The sequence below is a fragment of the Spirosoma daeguense genome (assembly GCF_054776875.1).
Map to the genome: position 1 here is coordinate 432,222 of NZ_BAAHBF010000003.1, position 20,966 is coordinate 453,187.

20 protein-coding genes are annotated in these 20,966 nt (G+C 45.0%); 12 read left to right on the plus strand and 8 right to left on the minus strand.

All coding sequences use genetic code 11. The annotated features are described in order from the left end of the window. Nucleotides 1–15 precede the first annotated feature (15 nt). From ACYVD4_RS10865 to ACYVD4_RS10885, 5 genes are all read right to left on the minus strand, one after another. Nucleotides 16–363: a DUF4180 domain-containing protein gene (locus ACYVD4_RS10865; RefSeq protein ID WP_460945375.1), complete on the minus strand. Its 348-nt coding sequence runs from the start codon at nt 361–363 to the stop codon at nt 16–18. An 18-nt stretch (nt 364–381) separates the two neighbouring features. Next, entirely contained in the window at nt 382–1,065 is a 684-nt protein-coding gene (locus ACYVD4_RS10870; protein WP_460945377.1) for a DUF3226 domain-containing protein, read from the minus strand. After that, nucleotides 1,062–2,153, minus strand: a complete 1,092-nt coding sequence (locus ACYVD4_RS10875; RefSeq protein ID WP_460945379.1) for an AAA family ATPase — start codon at nt 2,151–2,153, stop codon at nt 1,062–1,064. The genes ACYVD4_RS10870 and ACYVD4_RS10875 overlap by 4 nt, the downstream gene beginning before the upstream one ends. 88 nt (nt 2,154–2,241) lie before the next feature. Beyond that, nucleotides 2,242–4,626 (minus strand): TonB-dependent receptor, encoded by a 2,385-nt coding sequence (locus ACYVD4_RS10880; protein ID WP_460945381.1) that lies wholly within the window; start codon nt 4,624–4,626, stop codon nt 2,242–2,244. Between the two features lie 89 nt (nt 4,627–4,715). Continuing rightward, complete coding sequence (locus ACYVD4_RS10885) at nt 4,716–5,129, minus strand: helix-turn-helix domain-containing protein (protein WP_460945383.1); 414 nt, start codon at nt 5,127–5,129, stop codon at nt 4,716–4,718. Between the two features lie 135 nt (nt 5,130–5,264). Between ACYVD4_RS10885 and ACYVD4_RS10890 the strand changes: the two genes are divergently transcribed. The 9 genes from ACYVD4_RS10890 to argB all read left to right on the plus strand — a co-directional run bounded on the left by ACYVD4_RS10890 (nt 5,265) and on the right by argB (nt 13,924). Then, the gene (locus ACYVD4_RS10890; RefSeq protein WP_460945385.1) at nt 5,265–5,954 is read left to right on the plus strand and encodes a ClpP family protease; all 690 of its coding nucleotides are present in this window, start codon (nt 5,265–5,267) and stop codon (nt 5,952–5,954) included. Nucleotides 5,955–6,109: 155 nt separating this feature from the next. Continuing rightward, nucleotides 6,110–6,976, plus strand: a complete 867-nt coding sequence (locus tag ACYVD4_RS10895; RefSeq protein WP_460945387.1) for a hypothetical protein — start codon at nt 6,110–6,112, stop codon at nt 6,974–6,976. A gap of 204 nt (nt 6,977–7,180) precedes the next feature. Beyond that, nucleotides 7,181–8,413: an ATP-dependent Clp protease ATP-binding subunit ClpX gene (gene clpX, locus ACYVD4_RS10900; RefSeq protein ID WP_460945388.1), complete on the plus strand. Its 1,233-nt coding sequence runs from the start codon at nt 7,181–7,183 to the stop codon at nt 8,411–8,413. Between the two features lie 160 nt (nt 8,414–8,573). Further along, nucleotides 8,574–9,173 carry a hypothetical protein gene (locus ACYVD4_RS10905; protein WP_460945390.1) on the plus strand — a complete coding sequence of 200 codons (600 nt, stop codon included), beginning with the start codon at nt 8,574–8,576 and terminating at the stop codon, nt 9,171–9,173. Between the two features lie 225 nt (nt 9,174–9,398). After that, a complete protein-coding gene (locus ACYVD4_RS10910; RefSeq protein ID WP_460945392.1) occupies nt 9,399–10,037 on the plus strand; it encodes a hypothetical protein in 639 nt (212 codons plus the stop codon). Between the two features lie 24 nt (nt 10,038–10,061). Beyond that, a complete protein-coding gene (locus ACYVD4_RS10915) occupies nt 10,062–10,781 on the plus strand; it encodes an alpha/beta fold hydrolase (protein WP_460945394.1) in 720 nt (239 codons plus the stop codon). Nucleotides 10,782–10,928: 147 nt separating this feature from the next. After that, nucleotides 10,929–12,065, plus strand: coding sequence for an aspartate aminotransferase family protein (locus ACYVD4_RS10920; RefSeq protein ID WP_460945396.1), 1,137 nt, complete (start codon nt 10,929–10,931; stop codon nt 12,063–12,065). Nucleotides 12,066–12,098: 33 nt separating this feature from the next. Beyond that, a complete protein-coding gene (locus tag ACYVD4_RS10925; protein ID WP_460945398.1) occupies nt 12,099–13,058 on the plus strand; it encodes an N-acetylornithine carbamoyltransferase in 960 nt (319 codons plus the stop codon). A gap of 80 nt (nt 13,059–13,138) precedes the next feature. After that, nucleotides 13,139–13,924, plus strand: coding sequence for an acetylglutamate kinase (gene argB, locus ACYVD4_RS10930; RefSeq protein ID WP_460945400.1), 786 nt, complete (start codon nt 13,139–13,141; stop codon nt 13,922–13,924). 31 nt (nt 13,925–13,955) lie between these two features. Here argB and ACYVD4_RS10935 read toward each other — a convergent pair whose 3' ends face one another. Next, on the minus strand, nt 13,956–14,510 hold the full coding sequence (locus ACYVD4_RS10935) for a C40 family peptidase (RefSeq protein ID WP_460945402.1): 555 nt from the start codon (nt 14,508–14,510) through the stop codon (nt 13,956–13,958). Between the two features lie 312 nt (nt 14,511–14,822). Beyond that, nucleotides 14,823–15,257, minus strand: coding sequence for a cytochrome B (locus ACYVD4_RS10940; RefSeq protein ID WP_460945404.1), 435 nt, complete (start codon nt 15,255–15,257; stop codon nt 14,823–14,825). Nucleotides 15,258–15,342: 85 nt separating this feature from the next. On the opposite strand from ACYVD4_RS10940, the gene ACYVD4_RS10945 reads away from it, so the two are divergent. Continuing rightward, nucleotides 15,343–15,645: a DUF4286 family protein gene (locus ACYVD4_RS10945; RefSeq protein WP_460945406.1), complete on the plus strand. Its 303-nt coding sequence runs from the start codon at nt 15,343–15,345 to the stop codon at nt 15,643–15,645. A 17-nt stretch (nt 15,646–15,662) separates the two neighbouring features. Here the strand turns inward: ACYVD4_RS10945 and ACYVD4_RS10950 are convergent, their stop codons facing one another. Beyond that, nucleotides 15,663–16,487, minus strand: coding sequence for an SGNH/GDSL hydrolase family protein (locus tag ACYVD4_RS10950; protein WP_460946207.1), 825 nt, complete (start codon nt 16,485–16,487; stop codon nt 15,663–15,665). A 359-nt stretch (nt 16,488–16,846) separates the two neighbouring features. On the opposite strand from ACYVD4_RS10950, the gene ACYVD4_RS10955 reads away from it, so the two are divergent. Together ACYVD4_RS10955 and ACYVD4_RS10960 are read left to right on the plus strand one after the other, a co-directional pair. Next, nucleotides 16,847–19,210 carry a glycosyltransferase family 4 protein gene (locus tag ACYVD4_RS10955; protein ID WP_460945408.1) on the plus strand — a complete coding sequence of 788 codons (2,364 nt, stop codon included), beginning with the start codon at nt 16,847–16,849 and terminating at the stop codon, nt 19,208–19,210. 240 nt (nt 19,211–19,450) lie between these two features. Further along, nucleotides 19,451–20,965, plus strand: a complete 1,515-nt coding sequence (locus tag ACYVD4_RS10960) for a glycoside hydrolase family 130 protein (protein ID WP_460945410.1) — start codon at nt 19,451–19,453, stop codon at nt 20,963–20,965. Nucleotide 20,966 lies beyond the last annotated feature (1 nt).

Genomic DNA, 20,966 nt, shown 5'->3' on the forward strand with positions numbered 1-20,966 from the left:
TCTGTACCGGAAATGCTATCGAAGCGCTTCTTCTACAGAACGTACAAAATGAACCAGATTGCCTTTGTTGCTTTCAAAAATGAAATCCTGCAAACTTTTACTGGTATAGCCTGAAAAGTCGCCAACGATAGCGAGCTGAACGCGAAAGTTCGAAAACTTCTGGAGAATTTCTCCGGCGAGACCCGTTTTTAAATCGAAAAAATCGGCCGTGATATTTTCCTGATGAAGGATGATTTTCTCCGCACCCTGAAACGAGCAGTTCGCCAGTATATCCAGCCCGTCCTGAGCTGTATGGATGATAATCGTATCTGCTTTTACTTCGGCTATTTCGGTTCCATTAACGCTTTTGATCTCAATTTGCATGGTTGAATACGATTTGTCCTATTGGGGGACAACTGGGCTAGCGGGCATTACTGGCTCCATTTGTTGCATACTGAAAAACTGATCTAAAAATTCTTTCAGTGGTTTGAGTGGCGGATGGGCGGGATCAATATTCCAGTGACGAGATTCTCTGTAATTGCGATGACGCTCTTTTATTTTCTCCTTTTCGGAGTCAGATTCTCCAACTAAGGCTTCGAGGTAAGCGTATATTTTGGTTTTTCGGGCAGGTATGGTAAAGCTACCCGAGTCTGTCATGTAGGTGGGCTTTCCTTGTAAACATTGTTCGTAAGCTTGCCAACAGTCGAAAATGACCTGATTATCTGAGTGGATCAAATTTTGTAATAGAGTTTCTAAATCGCCATCAGATTCATGATTGGGTAGTAGAAAAAAACTGAAACCGTGCGTCTGGCTATGACTGTTAAACAATGCATAATTGCTAGAAAATGCGTCAGCATCAGCAATTAATATTACAGGAATTTCCTGAAATATGGCTTGTTCAAATAATATTGAAAGTTTGTCTAATTTAGTCGCGCTATCGAATGCATTTTTTCCGCCTAGACAAACAATGTCACCGGGTCTGCCTAAATCAGCAATGGCTAATGGAGTATCATACCATGTTGCAATTATGTCTTGGAGAAACTTAGCATCCGCAATACCTTCAACCAAAATTTTGATTGTACTCATAACTGACCTCCACGCGTATTTACACCAACACTTAATGAATACTCGAATTGGTCAAAATCATACGTGAATGCTTTAACCTCACTCTTTTTATTCTCAAGCAACGTAATATTTCTTGCATCCGCTTGATATTGTTTCATCTCTTCACTCTGAAGAGCTTCTACAAACGCACGCTGACATTCAAGACTATGAGTAGTAGCGAAAAGCTGAACATTATATTTGGAGCAAAGTTGAATAACCGTCTTCCAGTAATCTTTTAAACGAGTAAAATGGATGCCAGAACCAATCTCGTCAACCATTAGGCGATTATTTTTTGTAATAAAAATCTCCATTATTAGTCGGAGTACTTTTAATGTACCATCGCCATATTGTGTTATAGGGAATATTTCGTTGCTATTAATCAAAGTGAGAGCAAGTGCCTCTTGATTAGCATGAAATTTATGGGTTCTTATTTCTTCTAAGTCACTAATAAACATCCTTAAATTCTTTTCTAATTCTTTCCTTGATTCCTTATTTGAATTGAAGTGTTCATAGAAAATATCTACTAATGAATGAGTATAGTTAGTATTCGCATCTATAAAGGGGCAGTAGTGCTCTATATTAAGATTTATATTCTCAAAATAAGCACTTATGATATTGAAATTATCTGTGCTGTCTTTTTGAGAATTTAACTTTATCCATTTATTTGCCAAATTAGGAAATATGTTGTTTTTTATAAACTCTTTATCTTTGTCACTTAGCTGGTCTTGAGATAAAAGATTAATAGAATATTTTTCATTATAATTTATTTTTATATTAATAGATTTGAGCCTTTCCTTAAAAAGGTAATTCCAAAATTCGGTATTTGGTACTTCTTGTTTGTTAATGAGTGAATCTGAAAAATTATATTTATAGCGTGATAAGGCTACAAATAGAAAATTGTGGGCTAATTCTATGATGTTTGGAGAAAACGTTAATGCTTCTAGCACTGATGTTTTTCCCACATTATTGTCACCCACAATCAAATTGAACTGTCCGAGATTGTTCATCTCGAATGAGTTGAATCGTTTGAAGTTTTCGATTTTGAAGTGGGTGAGGTGTTGCTTTTCCATAGCTGTATAAAAAATAAAGCAACGAATGAGTTACCGGTAAAAAAGGCTCATTCGTTGCCAAATCAACAAAAAAAACAGGAAAACCTCACTAAAACGCCACGCGATAACTCAGAACGGGCAGAAGCCCCATCTGATAACTGGTGTGAACGGTGCCCGTTTGCGCATCAAAATATTGTCCGAAGATGTTTTGGCGATTTGTTACGTTCTGAATGTCAAGCGAAAGGGTGCGGGTGGAGCGAGGTCGGTTACGTTTGTAGCTCAGCCGAATGTCGGCACGGAAGTAATCGGGTAAAGTTTGGGTATACGCCAGATTTTCGTAGTAAACCGTTTCACCTTTACTACGTGATTCATCCAGATTGATGGGCGTAGCACGATAGCCACCGTAATACGTCAACTTTACGTTCAAGCCCAGAATACCGTTACGTCCTGCGCCCGTAGTAAACTCTTTCCCGGCCAGAAAACTTGTCGCAAATCGACCATCGTAGCGGCTGTTGCGCCAGATTTTGTCGGAACCCTGATATTCGGAACGGTATAGCGACGACGATAGCAGAAAATAGAAATTGTTATGCAGAAACTGCTCCAGCGTTAATTCCAGCCCATAATTCCGGCCAATGCCTTTGCTGGATAATGACTTGTTTGTCATACCAAACGGTTCGTTAATAAGGGCGAACGAATCAGACGTATCGGCGCTAACCGGAATGTTGAACAAATGCTGGTAATACGTCTCTGCTTTCAGTCGTAAGTGATCGGTTAATTTTCGATCATAGGCCAGTACTACGTGGTGCGAACGGGTGAAACTTAGGTCACGATTTGGCATTCGAAGCCCATTGCTGGTAGGTTGTTGAGACAACAAAACGGCCGGATTTTGCGTCTGACTGTGTAACCCATATCCCAGACTAATTGCCTGTCCCGGTTTGAATGCCCAACGTAGCGAACCGCGTGGCTCCAGCGCATCTGAACCGTTCAAAAACAATCGTAAATAGTGGAGACCAGCGTTGAGCGTCAAGGCTTCTGAAAGGCGGTAATTCCATTGGCCAAATGCCTGAATGGTTTGCGTTGCTGGCGCGGGCGATTGCGGGCCCGGAATTTCTACAACAGTCTGAAGCTGACGCTGATCCGAATTCCATTCCAACCGACTCAGGTTATAATGAATCTGTGTGCCAATTAAACCCGCCCGAACCGTGTTCCGAGCGTCGAATTTATAGGTTAACGTACTGGATGCTATGGCTTTCCAGATGGCGTATTGATCGCGTCCTCGTGGTTCTGCTACGTAGTTTTCGGTTAAATAATCGCTTTCGTAGTTATTCTGATAACCCGATGCTGATAGCACCGTTTTAAGAAAAGCGTGTCGGCCAATGTTGAGCGAATGCGTTAAACCGACAGCGCCTGTGTTTGCTGAATACGTTTCATTGTAGCGGTCGCTCTGGCTAGTCCAGCCGGTTGAATCGCGCTTGGCTTCGATGTTCTGACTGCTCAAACCACCGAAACCAAATAAAGTGAACGTACCAAGTCGGTTTGTGGGTAGATAGACGTTGAACGAAAAGTCCTGAAACGTAGTGACGCCTGTACCGACATTTACGCCCAACTTGCTCAGAATTCCCAACGTTGAGTACCGATAATTGAACAGATAGGAACCCTTATACTTTTTCGAGAATGGCCCTTCGCTCGATACGTCGATGCCGAGCACACCCGCTTGAATCGTGCTTTCGCGTTTGGCGTTGTTGCCCCGGCGAAGTTTTAAATCGAACACACCAGACAACGCATTTCCATATTCAGCCGGAAAAGCACCGGTCATAAAATCGGAATTGGCCAGAAGTTGAGCACTTAGAATTGAAATGCCGCCCGATGCCGCTCCCAGACTGGCAAAGTGATTTGGATTCGGAATCTCAACGCCTTCCATGCGCCAGAGCAGTCCGTTGGGTGTATTTCCCCGAATCACAATCGTATTGTTGCCATCGTCGGCCCCGACCACACCCGCATAAGCCGTTGCCATACGCGCCGGGTCATTGACAGCGGCTGCGAATCGTTGCGTTTCTTCGACCGAGAACGTACGCGCCGATACAGCGGCCATTTCGTTCAGCGGCTTGTCTTTTTCGATGGTCGGCTTTACCGTGATTTCGGCAAGTTGCGAAATGGATTCCTCCAGTGAAACCGTGAGAACGAGTTCTTTACCCGCATCGACAACGAGATTTGACAGGACGAGGTCTTTGTAGCCAACATACGAAATCCGGAGCGTTTGCCGGCCCACTGCTACGTTGGTCAGGCGGAACGTTCCGTCGGCACTTGTGCTGGTTCCGGTGGTAGATTGATTGCCAGTATCTGATGAATTCAACAGCGAAATAGTAGCACCGGGAATCGGCGTTTGCAGACTTTGGTCAACCACAGTTCCGCGAATGGTTTGCGTAAGTGGTTGTGCAATAATGGAGTAGGAGAGGAATAGGCTGAAGATAGCCAGAAATGAACGAAGGAGCATAGCGTTTTGAAATGGTTGCAGCTATGACCATCGTTACGTCCTATACCCCTACGTCATTATAAATTTTACGATGGAATCAGATGGAAAAATTAAAAACCAATACGTTCGCGTTTCTCTTCGACGCCCATCGAACGTAACACTTCAAACGCGATACGTTCGTCGTATTTACGTTTCCAGTAATCAGCTTCCAGCCGAAGTTTGTCGAGTTCAACCTGCTGTTTTTCAAGAATCAGACGTAACGTTTCGAGTTCATGATGAATCGCTACGTCAGGTTTTTCTTCAACAACCTGCGCCGGAATTGCTTCGTCGGTAAGCAGGGTTAAGGGCGATACGTCCAGCGCCTGCGCAATTTGTGTCAGGCGGGAGAGCGTTAAGTCAGTTTTTCCGCGTTCGATATCCCCATAAGCCGTGGTCGATAGGTTGAGCAAATCGGCCATATTTTCCTGTGATAAACCGCGCTGAAGCCGTTGTAAGCGTATTTTTTCGGCGATGGATGCTTTCATATCAAGTAACAACGATAAAATCTAAACCAAAACCGACAGGGTTTTTCGGATTCATAACGCAAATTTGTAACGAAACGATTCTCGAACTTACACCAGTTGTTTCTGGTTTTCAAATTAACGGATAGAAACCAAATTATGAATTACGAAAAAGAATTCCGCAAATTCGCCGTACATCACATGGGCCTCAACGGACTAACGGTGGATGGCTACATGAACCATACGGTAAACAACCTGCAAGTTGAAAACATGACTCGGTCGGTCATTGAAGAACGGCCGATGAATTTCCGTGAAGTAGATGTATTCTCGCGTCTTATGGCCGACCGGATCATCTTCATGGGCTTACCAGTCGATGACAATATTGCCAACATTATTGTGGCTCAATTACTGTTCCTGGAATCGGCTGATCCGAAGAAAGATATTCTGATGTATCTGAATAGCCCCGGCGGTTCGGTATACGCTGGTCTGGGTATTTACGACACCATGCAATACGTTCGCCCTGACGTAGCAACGGTTTGTACGAGCCTTGCTGCCTCGATGGGTGCTGTATTGCTGGCAGGTGGTGCGGCTGGTAAACGTTCGGCGTTACCTCACGCACGGATCATGATTCACCAGCCATCGGGCGGTGCGCAGGGCCAGTCGGTCGATATTGAAATTACGGCGCGTGAAATTGTGAAACTTCGCGAAGAGCTGTATCAGATTCTGGCTGACCATTCCGGTAAATCGGTTGAACAAATTGAAAAAGATTCGGATCGCGACAAATGGATGCGGGCTGAAGAAGCGAAAGAGTACGGTCTGATCGACGAAGTACTACGTCGCGAAAAATAATAGCTGCCCTCTGGGTAGAAAGTCGTGGAAAAGCGCAGGCGTTACGTTGGTAATTCCTGCGCTTTTTTGTATAATTCACTGAGATTGTAGAACTCTTTAGCTGACTGAGGGTTCTATGATTTTCAGGCGTGCAAACGCACTTACTACCCATAACGATGAAACGTGCGACCCCATTAATCTGGCTCATTGGCCTGACAATGCCCTTTTTGTGGGGAGGATGTTCGAAACCGACCGAGGTTGATAAGCCTGCTACGTTGCCCCCGGCGACTACTGGCACTACGGGTGCTACGTCTGTACGACTGAAACAACTTCAATTTATAAATCGGACGGCTTCATTTGTTGAGTACACGTATGATGCACAGGGGCGGCAGGAATCGGTACGTACCTATAGCCAACGTACTGGCGAGAGTAAAGAAGAAAGCCCGCTCACGCTTATTACGTATGACCAGCAAAATCGTCTGGCAAAAACCGAAGACGGCTGGTTTACACTCGATTCAGTAAGTCATTCCGTTACCAAAAAACTGTTGATGCAGTGGCAGGAATTTACGCATCAGGGTTCAGTAATGGGTATAAAAACTTTTCTGGTTGACCCAAACGCTTACAACAACAATCCAGAAGTAACCCTGGAGTCAAGCGCGCAGCAAGTTGTGAAGCAGATACAGCGGAAAGCGGACGGTTCTACGGTTGACATAACGTTCCAATACGATGGAGAAAACGTAACACAATGCGAGCAGATTAACCGCGATAAAACAGGGACAGTAAAAAGCCGTGCGCGAAGTTTGTACGTCTATGATACGAGTCCTAATCCACTACGTGGTTTGCTGGGGCCGTATGGGAGCCTGAATGTGCAGTCATATGCCAGTAAAAACAACGTAGTAAAATGGACGTCGCAGCAACTTTCGCTGGATGGTACGTCGGTGCTTTCGCAGGTCAGTACAGACTATCTGTATACGTATTCCGAAAAAAACTGGCCAGTAAGTTATGAAACGGCTACTACGTCGGCAACTTTTATCTATAAATGACGTGTTCTGAACAACAAACAAGCTTGGCTGTTTGACGCCAGATTGATAACTTTGTTAATTCCAGGTGCCCCGAATGAGGTTATGCAGGTCATTATCTGATTTCGGGCTAGCAAAGTACCTAAACGAACCGTTTAAAATCCTGGATTACAGATGCCGTAACGCGCTGATTATCCGTTAACCACAGCAAATACACTGCAAACGTTCATGCCACAAATTAGTTGCTCGTTCTGTGGACGACGCAAAAATGAAGTGATGGTGCTCCTGTCGGGTATCGACGCACACATCTGCAATTATTGCATTGAGCAGGGCCATCAGGTCGTACTCGAAGAAATGCGCCCACGCAAAAGCGAACCGTCCGAGATTCAAATCAATCTTATCAAACCGATTGAGATGAAACGGCACCTCGATCAGTACGTTATTGGTCAGGATGAAGCGAAGAAGGCGATTACTGTAGCTGTCTATAATCATTACAAGCGGTTAATGCAGCCCAAAACCAATGATGACGTAACGATTGAAAAATCGAACATCATTATGGTGGGCGAAACCGGAACTGGCAAAACGTATCTGGCACGTAGCATCGCTAAAATTCTCGAAGTGCCTTTCTGCATTGCCGATGCTACGGTAATTACTGAAGCTGGCTACGTTGGTGAAGATGTTGAAACGATTCTGACCCGTCTACTTCAAGCTGCTGATTATAACGTAGAAGCTGCCGAACGGGGAATTGTCTACATCGATGAGATTGATAAAATTGCCCGGAAGTCTGACAATCCGAGCATTACGCGCGATGTGAGTGGCGAAGGTGTGCAACAGGCGCTGTTGAAATTGCTGGAAGGTTCCGTTGTGAACGTACCACCACAAGGAGGTCGTAAGCATCCCGACCAGCGAATGATTGCGCTGAATACCGAAAATATTCTCTTTATCTGCGGTGGCGCGTTCGACGGAATCGAGCGTCACATTACGAAGCGTGTCAATACGCGCCCAATCGGTTTCTCTGGAGATCGGCGACTAAACGATACGTTCGAGCGGGGGCATCTGATGCGGTATATTTCGGCGCTTGATTTGAAATCGTTCGGATTGATTCCTGAATTGATCGGCCGCTTACCTGTATTGACGTATCTGGAACCGCTCGATCGGAAGGCGTTGATGCAGATTCTGACCGAGCCGAAAAATGCCATCACGAAGCAGTACGATAAACTGTTCAAGATGGAAGGTATTACGTTGCATTGGGACGAAAGTGCATTGAATTATATTGTGGATCAGGCACTTCACTACGGCCTAGGCGCGCGTGGACTACGTTCGATCTGCGAGTCGATCATTACCGATGCGATGTTCGAAATGCCGTCGCAAACGGGTGTGACGGAGTTAACGGTTAGCTTGGAATATGCACGGGAAAAATTTGGTAAATCCACTACGTATCAACTGCGTTCTGTAGCATAATATAGTTGTTAAGTCATAAAAAAGTCGCCGGTTTTGACGAACAAAATCGGCGACTTTTTTTGTGCTCCATTATTTTTTTATGTCCGGGTTAACAAATGAAAACTTTGGTGGTTTACCCATTGATAATTTAATCGTTCACTTAACTATAAACATACTTGTTATGAAAAATAACTCCAGTCGATTACTGGCCTGTCTGCTGATGATTTCGGTTTTTGCTTCCTGCAGCCGCCCAGTGGCTTATTTTCAGCCAACAACCCGTGAACAGTTTACTACCACTTCTGCCAAACCTGCTCCCATTCGTGCAATCGAAGAAACTGCTCCTGCTACTATTACTTCTACTGTTACCCCAGCCGAGCAAGTAGCTCAGGTTAATACTGAACTGGATAAAGTTGATGCGTTGGTACGTAACGACAGCAAACTGTCGGCCGATAAAACGGTACAAAAACGATTGAACCGGATTCGGAGCATGGTGGCTTCTGCCTCGACCAAAACGAACGTAGCATCTGCCGAAAGCCAATCGACGAAAAAAATGGGACTAATGGAACGTATGATGCTGAAGAAAATGAACAAAAAAATCAGCAAACAGCTTGCTCCTGCCAATCCCGAAAAAACAATGATCAACTCAGGTACATTAGCTACTGGAGCTGTATTGGTGATAGTTGGTTTACTGTTACTCCTGCTTACTACCGGAACTGGCGCTACAGTCGGGCTTATTGCTCTGGTAATTGGTGCGGTACTGTTGTTGCTTGGTTTGCTGTAGGAAATAAAATTTCGCTATCGCAAATACAAATCTTCAGGTGTTTTATCTCTTAATTAATCAGTTGTTAATCAAGAGATAAAACGCTGAATAAACTCTCTTCTGAAAGCAAACGAATTATCGTCTGCAACGTAATTGAACTAATTTTTTTTCAAGATTGCCCAACAAACTAATTAACTAACAGTTGACATGTTTGATATCTTAATCGTTCACGTTAAATCATTCACCATGCGATCACTTACTTCGCGCTTCATTGTTGCCCTAGCTGGCATCGCTTTTATGGCTTCCTGCAGCCGTCCAGTGGCTTATTTTCAGCCCACAGCCCGGGAAAACTTCAAATCAACTCCAGCTACTGTTGCAGTAGCAACGCCCGCAGAATCTGTTCAGTCCGTTGCCGAACCACTACCAGCTGCTTCTGTAGCTGCGCCAGTTACAGAAACCGTTTCGACAACACCCGTTGAACAAGTAGCTCAGGTTAAACAAGCTGTTAGTCAGGTAGAAGCTTACGTTCGTAACGACAACAAACTGGCATCTAGTAAAAAGCTGACTAAACGAATGGAGCGATTGAATGAGGTGATGACTACTGCCAGTGATAAAGCAAGTGTGTCGACCAATGCAGCGACGTCGACTAAAAAACTGTCGCTGATGGAGCGGACGATGCTTAAGAAAATTGATAAGAAAATTAAGAGCCACGTAGCACCTGAAAAAACCAAAGTGATGAACAGCAACGTACGGCTGGGTCTGATTATTGGTCTTATTGGTTTACTGTTGTGGTTATTGGGCGGAGGAAGTGTTCTGGGACTCATTGGGTTAATCGGCTTTGTCGTTGGACTAGTGCTTATCCTGCTAGGCGTTATTAATACCTAGCCGTTTTTGTCTAAATCACTATCAATGAGTCAATTGAAAACAATCTGTTTGATTCATGGCCACGGCGTAGATGCCTCCATCTGGGATGGCATCTACGCCGATTTGGCATCTGATGCGCTTGTGTTAAAGCCCGACTTTTCTCAGCTTACCAACCATACTTCTGTTGAAGCCTATGCCGAAGACGTGCATGCTCGTTTGCAGGGAACACAGACGCAGAAAGTAACCCTGATTGGGCATTCGATGGGCGGTTATATAGCGCTAGCTTTTGCCGAAAAATATCCGGATCTGGTCGAAGCGTTGGTCTTGTATCATTCAACGGCTACTGCCGATGATGAAAAAAAGCTGGAAGCTCGGCAGGAAGCTATAAAAGGTCTTGAAAAAACTGGAACGGCTCCATTCATTCAGAAGCAATTGCCAAAAATGGTTGCCACTACGTATCCGGCCGATAAAACACAGGGACTTGTCGACCGCTTTGACAATATTCCAGCCGATGCGCTGATTGCCGGGATGAAAGCTATTGCGGGACGTCCCGATCGCACACACGTATTGAAGGTAGCTAAATTCCCAATTTTGCTGTTACTAGGAAAAGAGGATCAGTTGATTCCGTATGAAAAAACAGCTCAGCTTGCTGATTTATCGAGCCAGATACAACTGGCAACGATTGATAATGCAGGGCATTTGAGCATGATTGAGCAGCCCGAAGCGTCGATTCAGGCGTTACGCTCATTTCTCAATCAATACTGATATGAGCTAAAAGTGTAAAAAAAGAAGGAAGCTAATTGGCTTCCTTTTTTTGTTTTAACCCTATTTTCAACGGATTATCCGTAAACTTGCACCCTTATTTTATGAACAACACCGGCAGGTAATAGCGTCGGTTTATGGTTTACGCAAATGGCTGAGTTATTTAACGTTTATCCGCTCTACGACATTGAGCCCGTGCGTGCGCAGGGAAGTTACCTCTGGGATGTTAACGGTACCCGTTATCTCGACCTCTATGGAGGGCACGCTGTAATCTCGGTTGGTCATACGCATCCACGATACGTGCAGGCGCTTACCGATCAATTACACAAGATTTCGTTTTATTCCAACTCTGTCAGGATACCACGGCAACAAGAACTGGCCGACAAATTGGGCGCTCTTTCCGATCATCCTGATTATGCGCTGTTTCTGTGTAATTCAGGAGCCGAAGCAAACGAAAATGCGCTGAAACTGGCGTCGTTCCATAACGGACGTACTAAAGTTGTTGCCTTCAAAAAGAGCTTTCACGGACGTACTGCCGGAGCCGTTGCCGCTACGGATAACCCAGCAATTGTAGCGCCTATTAACTACAATGAGCATGTTACGTTCCTGCCTTATAACGACGTAGAGGCCGCCAAAGCGGGTATTACATCAGAAACCTGTGCTGTCATCATCGAAGGCATTCAGGGTGTAGGTGGCATTCAGATGGCTACCGATGAATTCCTTCAGGCGCTACGTCAGCGTTGCGACGAAACCGGAACAATACTGATTCTGGATGGAGTGCAGTGTGGCTATGGGCGATCAGGAAAATTTTTCTCACACCAGTTCAGTGGCATCGAGGCTGATATTATTTCGATGGCGAAAGGTATGGGTAATGGCTTCCCAATCGGTGGCATCCTGATTTCACCGAAATTCAAGGCAAGTTATGGCCTGTTGGGCACTACGTTCGGCGGAAACCATCTGGCCTGTACGGCTGCCGTTGCCGTGCTCGACATTATGAAAGAAGAAGGACTCATGGAAAATGCCGCACGCATGGGCGAGTATTTCATGAACGGTATTCGTCAGATTGGTGGCTACAAAGAACTTCGCGGTCGTGGGCTTATGATCGGTATAGAATATGATTTCCCGGTCGAAGCATTACGTAAGACGTTGCTGTTCGAACACAAACAGTTTACGGGCGTAGCGGGTAAAACAATTATCCGCCTGTTGCCTTCGCTGGCTGTTGGTGTTGACGAAGCCGACCAGTTTCTGGAAGCGCTGGAAGCCTGTCTAAAAACGGCTGTTGTTTAATGATTTTTCTCGCGTTACGTTTTACTACCACTAATGACCAATTTCATTTCGCTTGCCGACGTAACAAATATTGATGCACTGATTCAATCGGGTCTGGAATCGAAAGCCAACCCGTTTGCGCATCAGGGTCTCGGCAAAAACAAAACCATTGGCCTAATTTTCTTTAACTCCAGTCTGCGCACCCGTTTGAGCACTCAAAAGGCGGCTCAAAACCTCGGCATGAACGTAATAACGATGAATGTTGGGCAGGATAGCTGGGGCTTAGAAATGGAAGAAGGCGTGCTAATGAATTCAGATAAAGCCGAGCACGTTCGTGAAGCGGCTGCTGTTATTGGCCGTTATTGCGATGTAATTGGCATCCGGGCGTTTGCCGAATTGCAGGATCGCGATAAAGATTATCGGGAACAGGTGATGCATCAGTTTGCCAAATATGCCCGTGTGCCGATTGTAAACCTCGAATCGGCTACGCGTCATCCGCTGCAATCGCTGGCTGATTGTATTACTATTGAAGAAGCTAAAAAAGTAAGTCGGCCCAAAGTTGTGCTTACATGGCTGCCTCATTTCAAACCCCTGCCGCAAGCTGTTGCCAATTCATTCTGTGAATGGATGAATGTGCGTGCTGCTGCTGGTGAAGTTGAGTTTGTGGTAACGCACCCAGAGGGTTACGAATTGGCACCTGAGTTTGTCGGTAATGCATATGTAACACACAATCAGGATGAAGCCTTTGCGGGTGCTGATTTTATCTATGGTAAAAACTGGTCGTCCTACACGCATTACGGACAGGTTCTTACCCAAGATCCGTCGTGGGCAGTTACAATGGACGATTTACGGCTGACGAACAACGGTCGTTTTATGCACTGTTTGCCCGTTCGGCGTAATCTGAAAGTATCTGACGAAGTGCTGGATAGCCCGCAATCGCTGGTGATTGAACAGGCGGCCAACCGCGAATGGTCAGCACAGGCGGTTCTAAAGGAAATCTTAAAAGGAATTTGATAGATGTATGATGTGTGATATATGATGTATAGCAGACCAATACATCATATATCACACATCATACATAATACTTTGTAAAAATGCCCAACACCCTTACAGTTATAAAAATTGGTGGTAACGTCATTGACGATACTACGGCTTTAAAACGTTTTCTGACTACGTTCGCCGAGTTACGTGGCGCTAAAATTCTGGTGCATGGCGGAGGTAAAATTGCGACGCAGGTAGCTGAAAAATTAGGGATTCAGACAACTATGGTCGATGGCCGACGTATCACAGACAAACCGATGCTCGACGTAGTAACGATGGTGTATGGCGGTTTGGTTAACAAACAAATCGTTGCTCAGCTTCAGGCTTTGGATACGAATGCTATTGGGTTGACGGGCGCTGACGGAAATACAGTACTGGCAAAGAAACGCCCCGTTAAGGATATCGACTACGGTATGGTTGGTGATATTGAGGAAGTGAATTCTGGGCAGATTCAGTTTTTTCTGCGTCAGGATTTAACTCCTGTTTTTGCGCCAATCACGTATAACGAAACGGGCGATTTATTAAATACCAACGCTGATACGATGGCTTCGACTATTGCCGTTGATCTTGCTAATCATAACGACGTTACGCTGGTTTATTGCTTCGAGAAAAAGGGAGTCCTGAAAGATCCGACAGACGATACTAGCGTCATTAGCGAGCTAACGCCCGCGTTATATGCTGACTATAAAGCTGCTGGAGCTATCAATAAAGGAATGATTCCTAAACTGGATAATGCTTTTAAAGCCCTCGACAACGGTGTATCGAAAGTAATTATCTGCCACGCCGATGAATTGGCAGCCGCTGTAGGGCAGGGAGCAGGAACAACACTCAAGAAATAGACTACTACTTGTAGGGGCAACTTAATAGTTCCTATTTCTCCGTCAACATATGAGCCACACGTCGTACTCCTACAAAGCGACGTTTATAGTAATCGGCACTCAGATAATCGTAACGTACTCCGCCATTCCAGGCTGAGTGAATGAATTTTATCTGATTGTCAATTACTTCGGTAATCAGGCCGACGTGGCCTATTCGGCTTCCTTTGGAGCTGTGACCTTTAAATAAAATCAGATCGCCGGGTTGGGCCTGCTCTTTGTCGATAGCCTCGCCGACATTGCCTTGTGCTGCGCTGGAGTGGGGGAGTAAGAGCCCGAAATGATTGAAGCAGAAGCGAGTAAAGCCAGAGCAGTCGAAGCCGTGTGTGGTCATTCCTCCAGATCGATACCGGGTATATAAGTGTTCTTTTGCAAAACCGATCACCTCTTTTACAAGTGGGATTTGCTCATAGAACGAAGTTGATGTTACGGTGGGTACGTTAGCTTCAGTTACGGTTGGTACGCTATGAGTAACGGTGGGTACGGATTGTGCCTGAACAATGCCAAACGAGACAGTACAAAGTACTGCCAGGAGCATCTTTTTCTTCATAAAGTAAGGTTAAGTACAAGCGATACGTTATAAAAGTAGGTGATACCGATCTTTAAACCAATTTTATGAGGAAATTTTTCCCCACTTTTTTAACATCTGACCCAGATTTAGTAAATAACTTATTGATTATGAGTAGTGTATATTTATAGGTTAAATGATATCGTTTTATAGATAAAACTGTGCCAATAAATTGATACTGTTATCTTCTTTTATTTATCGGTATTATATTGTTACTGAAAAAGGGTATTCTGTAGCCTAAACTAGATTACAGAACACCCTTTCGATCTAAATGAGAAGTTAGCAAAAACAATGCTAGAACCAGTTGGCTCCCGGAATACGGAACGGCCAGGGAATAGACGCCAGAATCAGTAGTAGACCAATGCCGAAAAATATACCGACAAGCCGATGTTTTTCGATAGGTTGGCTGACTCGTTTAGAGCGCGAATAACCAATAGTTATCAGAATGATAGCCAGTAACATACCGGCGGTATGTTCAACGCTGTAGAACCGATATAACTTGTCACTCATCAAGCCAAAATTTACTTTAGGACTAATGAACAACAGAAACAGGCCAAGCAAAAGCTGGGTGTGTACCGAAATCAGCGTAAATAAATAGAGTTTACGGTTACCTTCGGTGAAACTATTTCGGCCCTGCCATCGACTAATAGCGGTTGCGGTGGCAGCCAATAATAAAATAAGGGCAATCCAGCGAAGCCCTGAGTGTGCGTGTACTAATCCGGAATACATGGTCAGTAGGTTATCAAACGAATTGGTTCAGCAAATAAACAACCAAATGGTCAACTTCCATCAATGATTTGCTGTTAAGCAAACTATGATTGTTTATAATACCACGTATAGCGTCGCTGTCGACGTAGCAGAAGATTGGGTCCGATGGATGAAACGCTTTTACCTTCCGGCTGCGCTGGCCACCAGCCTTCCTGCCAATCACCGGATACTACGTTTACTGACCGAACTCGACAATGGCGGCACTACGTATTCCGTGCAATTTGATTTCGCTACGTTGGCCGACTACGAAACCTTTCAGGAGCTTCATGCCGATGTGCTACGTCAGCGAATTCAGCATCGTTTTGGTAATCAGTACGTTTCATTCGATACGTTGCTCGAAGAACTGTAAAATTTCAGGTCTGTTCCTCAATATTTTTTCATGATCTTAATCAGCTTGCGGCTAATCAGATCATAACCTTTATCGGAAGGATGCAGGCCATCGTAGGTTCTATCGATGGCTTCAACCGGGTAAGGATACTCATCCGTTTCGGGGGAGAATGGAACGTCGATAAATTTTGGATATGGGTAATTTGTGTAAACGCCGGTTTGTGGATTTTTTAGCCGCTTAAACTTCACTAGTTTTTTATGATCCAGCCCCTTCAGATGGTAAAGATCCAGAACCGGTAGGTTTTCAAAACGGCCAATTGAATCGATAGCGTTGGCAAAAGTTTCGAGAAGCTGGCCATTTTTGGCTTTGTATGAGCCATAGGCGTTATTTTTGAAATTGGTTAGGTACACAAAATCGACCCGCTGCATAGGCGTGATGAAAATAATAGGAGCTTCCGGGTTCAGGCTACGTAGTTTGTTAACGATTATCCGAAACGACCCATATACCGTACCGTTACCCGTATTTTGCTTGTAATCTTCCAGCCGGCCAAGTGGCTTTCCGCCCCACCAATCGTTGGTGCCCAGAAAAATGGAATAAACGTCAGCTTTTGTTAATCCCAGTTTGTCAATTTCCTGCGCAATACGTACCGCCGTCCAGCCATTATGGCCCTGATTGGTGTAGTGGATATACGGTAGTTTTTCGGTCACGCGAGTCATATACCCTTTGGTGATTCGATTGCCCGTTTCATTCAGATGCTCGTTCAGGTACGTAATCGAATCGCCGATAGCGACCCAGCTAAGCTCTTTGTGCGTGAATGAGCTAAATAAACAAACCAGGATTATAAGGACAGCCAGCTTTTTCATCATCAAATATATTATAGGAGAATGGTCGAAGAAGTAAAGCAAAACCTAGGTTCATTCTCCCTTAATCGATACCATAAATAACAATGTAGTAAGCTACCGTAATACGTAGTATCAGACTATTCGATGGCCCGTTTCCTCAGTGTAAGCGTTAACGCGTGCGGTTTTGTTGAAGTAATGAAGTGAATAATATCATAGTACAAATGAGTTTCTATGGCAAAAAGCAGGTTAAATAGGATAATAATCAGCAGTAGCCCATTACCTAGCTGTTCAGGGATTAAATCTGAGGTTTCTTATAAACAAAAGAGCATATAAGCAGCTTATATAAATACGAATAATACAATTCAATCCCTAATAACCCAATGAGCATATACAGCAACCGAACCGGAGTAGCCACCACTCAGTCTGTAGTACATTCAGGAGCGGATGCATCATTTGATTACAAACCAAGAAACGTAGCGTTTATTGGCGATTACTTGCCTCGCCAGTGCGGAATTGCTACGTTCACCTCTGACCTTTATACATCCTACGATTCATTTATTCCCGACGCCAACGCATTAGTCGTGTCGGTCAACGATACGCCCGAAGGCTATAATTACCCGAGCGAAGTACGGTACGATTTCTATCAGCATGATCAGGACGCCTATCGAAAAGCTGCGGAATTTCTCAATGCAAAGTCTGTCGACGTAGTGTGTTTGCAGCATGAATATGGTATATATGGTGGATCTGCCGGAAGCTACATTCTGACGTTGCTACGTAATCTGACAATGCCTATCGTCACTACGTTTCATACAATTCTGAAAACGCCCGACAAAGATCAGCTCGTTGTTCTGAAAACGATTGCCGATCTGTCGTCGCGAGTGATTTGCATGTCGGAGAAAGGACGTGATTTTCTGATTAACATCTACGAAATTCCTGAAGAAAAAATCGACCTGATTCCGCACGGAATTCCCGATATGCCCTTTGTCGATCCGCATTTCTATAAGGACAAATTCGGGATGGAAGGCAAACAAACCTTATTGACATTTGGCTTGCTATCGCCTAACAAAGGCATCGAGAACGTAATAAAAGCCCTACCACGTATCGTTGAACAGCATCCGAACGTAGTGTATATGGTGCTGGGCGCTACGCATCCGCATTTGTTGAAACATGAAGGAGAAGCGTATCGCGACAGTCTAAAAAAACTGGCGGCCGATCTGGGCGTTCGAGATAACATTCGTTTCTACAATCAGTTTGTTGAACTGGACGATTTACTGGAATATCTGGGTTCGGCGGATATCTACGTAACGCCCTATCTGAACCCGGCACAGATTACGTCTGGTACGTTATCATATGCGTTCGGCTGTGGCAAAGCGGTTGTATCTACGCCATACTGGCATGCTGAAGAATTGCTATCGGATGGTCGGGGCGTATTAGTGCCTTTTGGTGATTCAGACGCTATTGCCAGCGAAATCAGCCGATTGCTAACCGACGAGCCAACACGCCATGCCATGCGTAAAAAAGGCTACATGATGGGCCGGGAGATGATCTGGGAGCGGGTTATTCAATTATACGGTGAATCATTCGGGCGGGCTCGTCAGGAGCGAATGAGTATTATTGGCGGTCAGGCTCCATATACCGTAGGGGCGCATAGTAGTGCTGTATTTAAACTGCCTACACTACGTCTCGATCACCTTTTCCGCTTGACCGATTCAACGGGTATTGTGCAACACGCCCGTCATCATTTACCTTTTTATGAAGAAGGTTATTGTACCGATGATAACGCACGAGCACTGATTCTGGCCCTGATGATCCAGAATATTGGTACTACTGATGCTCGTTTGGGGCAAGTCGTCGATACGTATTGCGCCTTTCTGAATCATGCCTATGCCGATGATCATCGGCAGTTTCGCAACTTTATGAGCTACGACCGGCGCTGGCTGGAAGAGTTTGGCTCCGACGATAGCACCGGCCGGGCTATATGGTCGCTAGGCTGTTGCATTGGGCGCGCAAAAGATCAGAATACCGTAAGCTGGGCTATGAATCTGTTTGAAAAAGTGTTGCCCAGTATTTGCGAAATGTCGTCGCCACGGTCATGGGCGTTTGCGTTGCTGGGTATCTACGAATACCAGAAACAGTTCAACGATGATCGGCTGGCTAAAAATATTCAGCGTCAGTTGCTCGACAAGCTGATTTTCCGATATACCGAAACGGCTACGGAAGATTGGCCCTGGTTCGAAAATACGCTTTCGTACGATAACGCCCTGCTTGCACACGTCTTGATCCGGTCAGGAGAAGAACAGTTAGTGGCTATCGGGTTGTCGTCGCTACGTTGGTTGATTGACATTCAGACAGCTCAGCATGGGCATTTTCAGCCTATTGGCTCGAACGGTTTTTACACAAAAGGACAACCCCGCGCTTATTTTGATCAGCAACCATTAGAAGCACAGAGCACGCTATCGGCCTGTCTGGCTGCGTTGGAAGTAACAGGTGATGAGGACTGGCATCGTACCGCGATTCGTATTTTTACCTGGTTTACGGGGCTTAATGACTTAGGATTACCACTTTATGACCAGCAAACCGGCGGTTGCCGCGATGGGCTTCATATCGATCGGGTGAACCAGAATCAGGGAGCCGAATCAACATTGTCATATTTGCTGGCACTGGCCGAACTCCACTACGTTCAAAAAAAACGTAATATATTGAAGGCTACAGCTACGACAACAAGTTCGCTCGTTAATGCCTGATTGAACGACTATTATGAAATTATCCAAAACCTTCTCGCGTAGAGAAGGTTTTTTTATTGTTCAGTCGATAGGCCATGCACATGGCAGATTATCAACTGGATACGTACCTGCATTTGATGGGATTACTAATTCCCGTTAGAATAAAGACGTCGAAACAATCTGTAGTTATTTATATCACTGCTATCTTGGTTTCAGCGTCTTTTTCGTTCTTTTTTTGTTCAGAAATCCTGACTTAGCCAAATGAGTATAAAAGCCACGCGTACCGGTATTGTGCTTCAGCCGGACCCAACCCGTGTTTTGTTTCGTCCGTTTGAATTGGGTAGTACAACCCGAACGCTGAAAATTATTGCCAGAGTAGGCAGTATGACCGACGAAGAAGTTGATAGTAAATTAGACGAGGTTATTCGGGAGTTCGGCGGACGGCATTATAAGCACGACCGTTTTCTGCTCCAGCGATTCGAACAAATAAAACCTCATTTGCTGACCGATGAGCCATTGACGGAAGACCGTAAACTGTTGCTGGGCGCTTATTTTACGATGGAATATTCGTTGGAATCAGCTGCGTTGTTCAATCCGTCGATGATCTGGCACCCCGATCAGACGAATCTGCCGCCGGGCTACAAGCGATTCATTCTGAGTTTGCGCGCAACTGGCGAAGGACACGTATCGTCAATATCGTTTCGGATGGGTTACATCGATGAATCGGGCAAAATCATTGTTCGTAAGCCATCGCGCTACGTTACGTCGCCCGATATAGTACCTAATCACCGTTTCAATCGTGCTATGTTTGAGCGTAAACTTTACGAGTTGCGGTTGGAGAATAGTATTCAGGAAAAAATGATGACGGGCCTTGGCGAAGAGTTCAGTCTGACCGAACTGGAAGCACAGGTAAAACGTGTGCTGGCGCAGTATCGTTACAATGCTGAATACGAAACGATTGCTGGTGGATTGCTGGCACTGGCAAAATCGAACTACGAAATTCACTTCGAAGATGATCAGAGTTTAGATGAACGCTGTATTTTCCCGACATCTCCTAACGAAACTAACGGAATCGAAGACGCCCGGTTCGTAGCGTTTACGGACGATAATGGCGAAATAACGTATTACGCTACGTATACAGCTTATAACGGTCGTGTTACGTTTCCGCAACTTCTTGAAACCAAGGACTTCACCAATTTTAGTGTCAGCACGTTAAACGGGGCCGAAGTGTCGAACAAAGGTATGGCGTTGTTTCCTCGTAAGATTAATGGCAAATACGCCATGATTTCGCGGCAGGATGGCGAGAATATCTACCTCATGTATTCCGACGATCTATACTTCTGGCAAACCAAGGAATTACTGATGAAACCAACGTATCATTGGGAGTTCGTTCAGTTAGGTAATTGTGGTTCACCTATAGAAACCGAAGCAGGCTGGCTGGTACTCAGTCACGGCGTTGGACCAATGCGTAAATATGCCATCGGCGCGTTTCTGCTTGATCTTAACGACCCCAGTAAAGTCATCGGACGCACGGTTGAGCCGATTCTGAGCCCTGATGAAAATGAACGGGAAGGCTACGTACCGAACGTAGTATATAGTTGCGGAGGGATGATCAACAATGGCGAACTAATCATTCCGTACGCTATGGCTGACTATGCCAGCAGCTTTGCTACCGTGAATGTAAATGAATTGCTGGCTGAATTAATGGGTCAGAAAAAGCAAGAAGCCGAGTCTATACAAGCCTTGGAACAGTCGCTGGAAGCCAACCATAAATAAA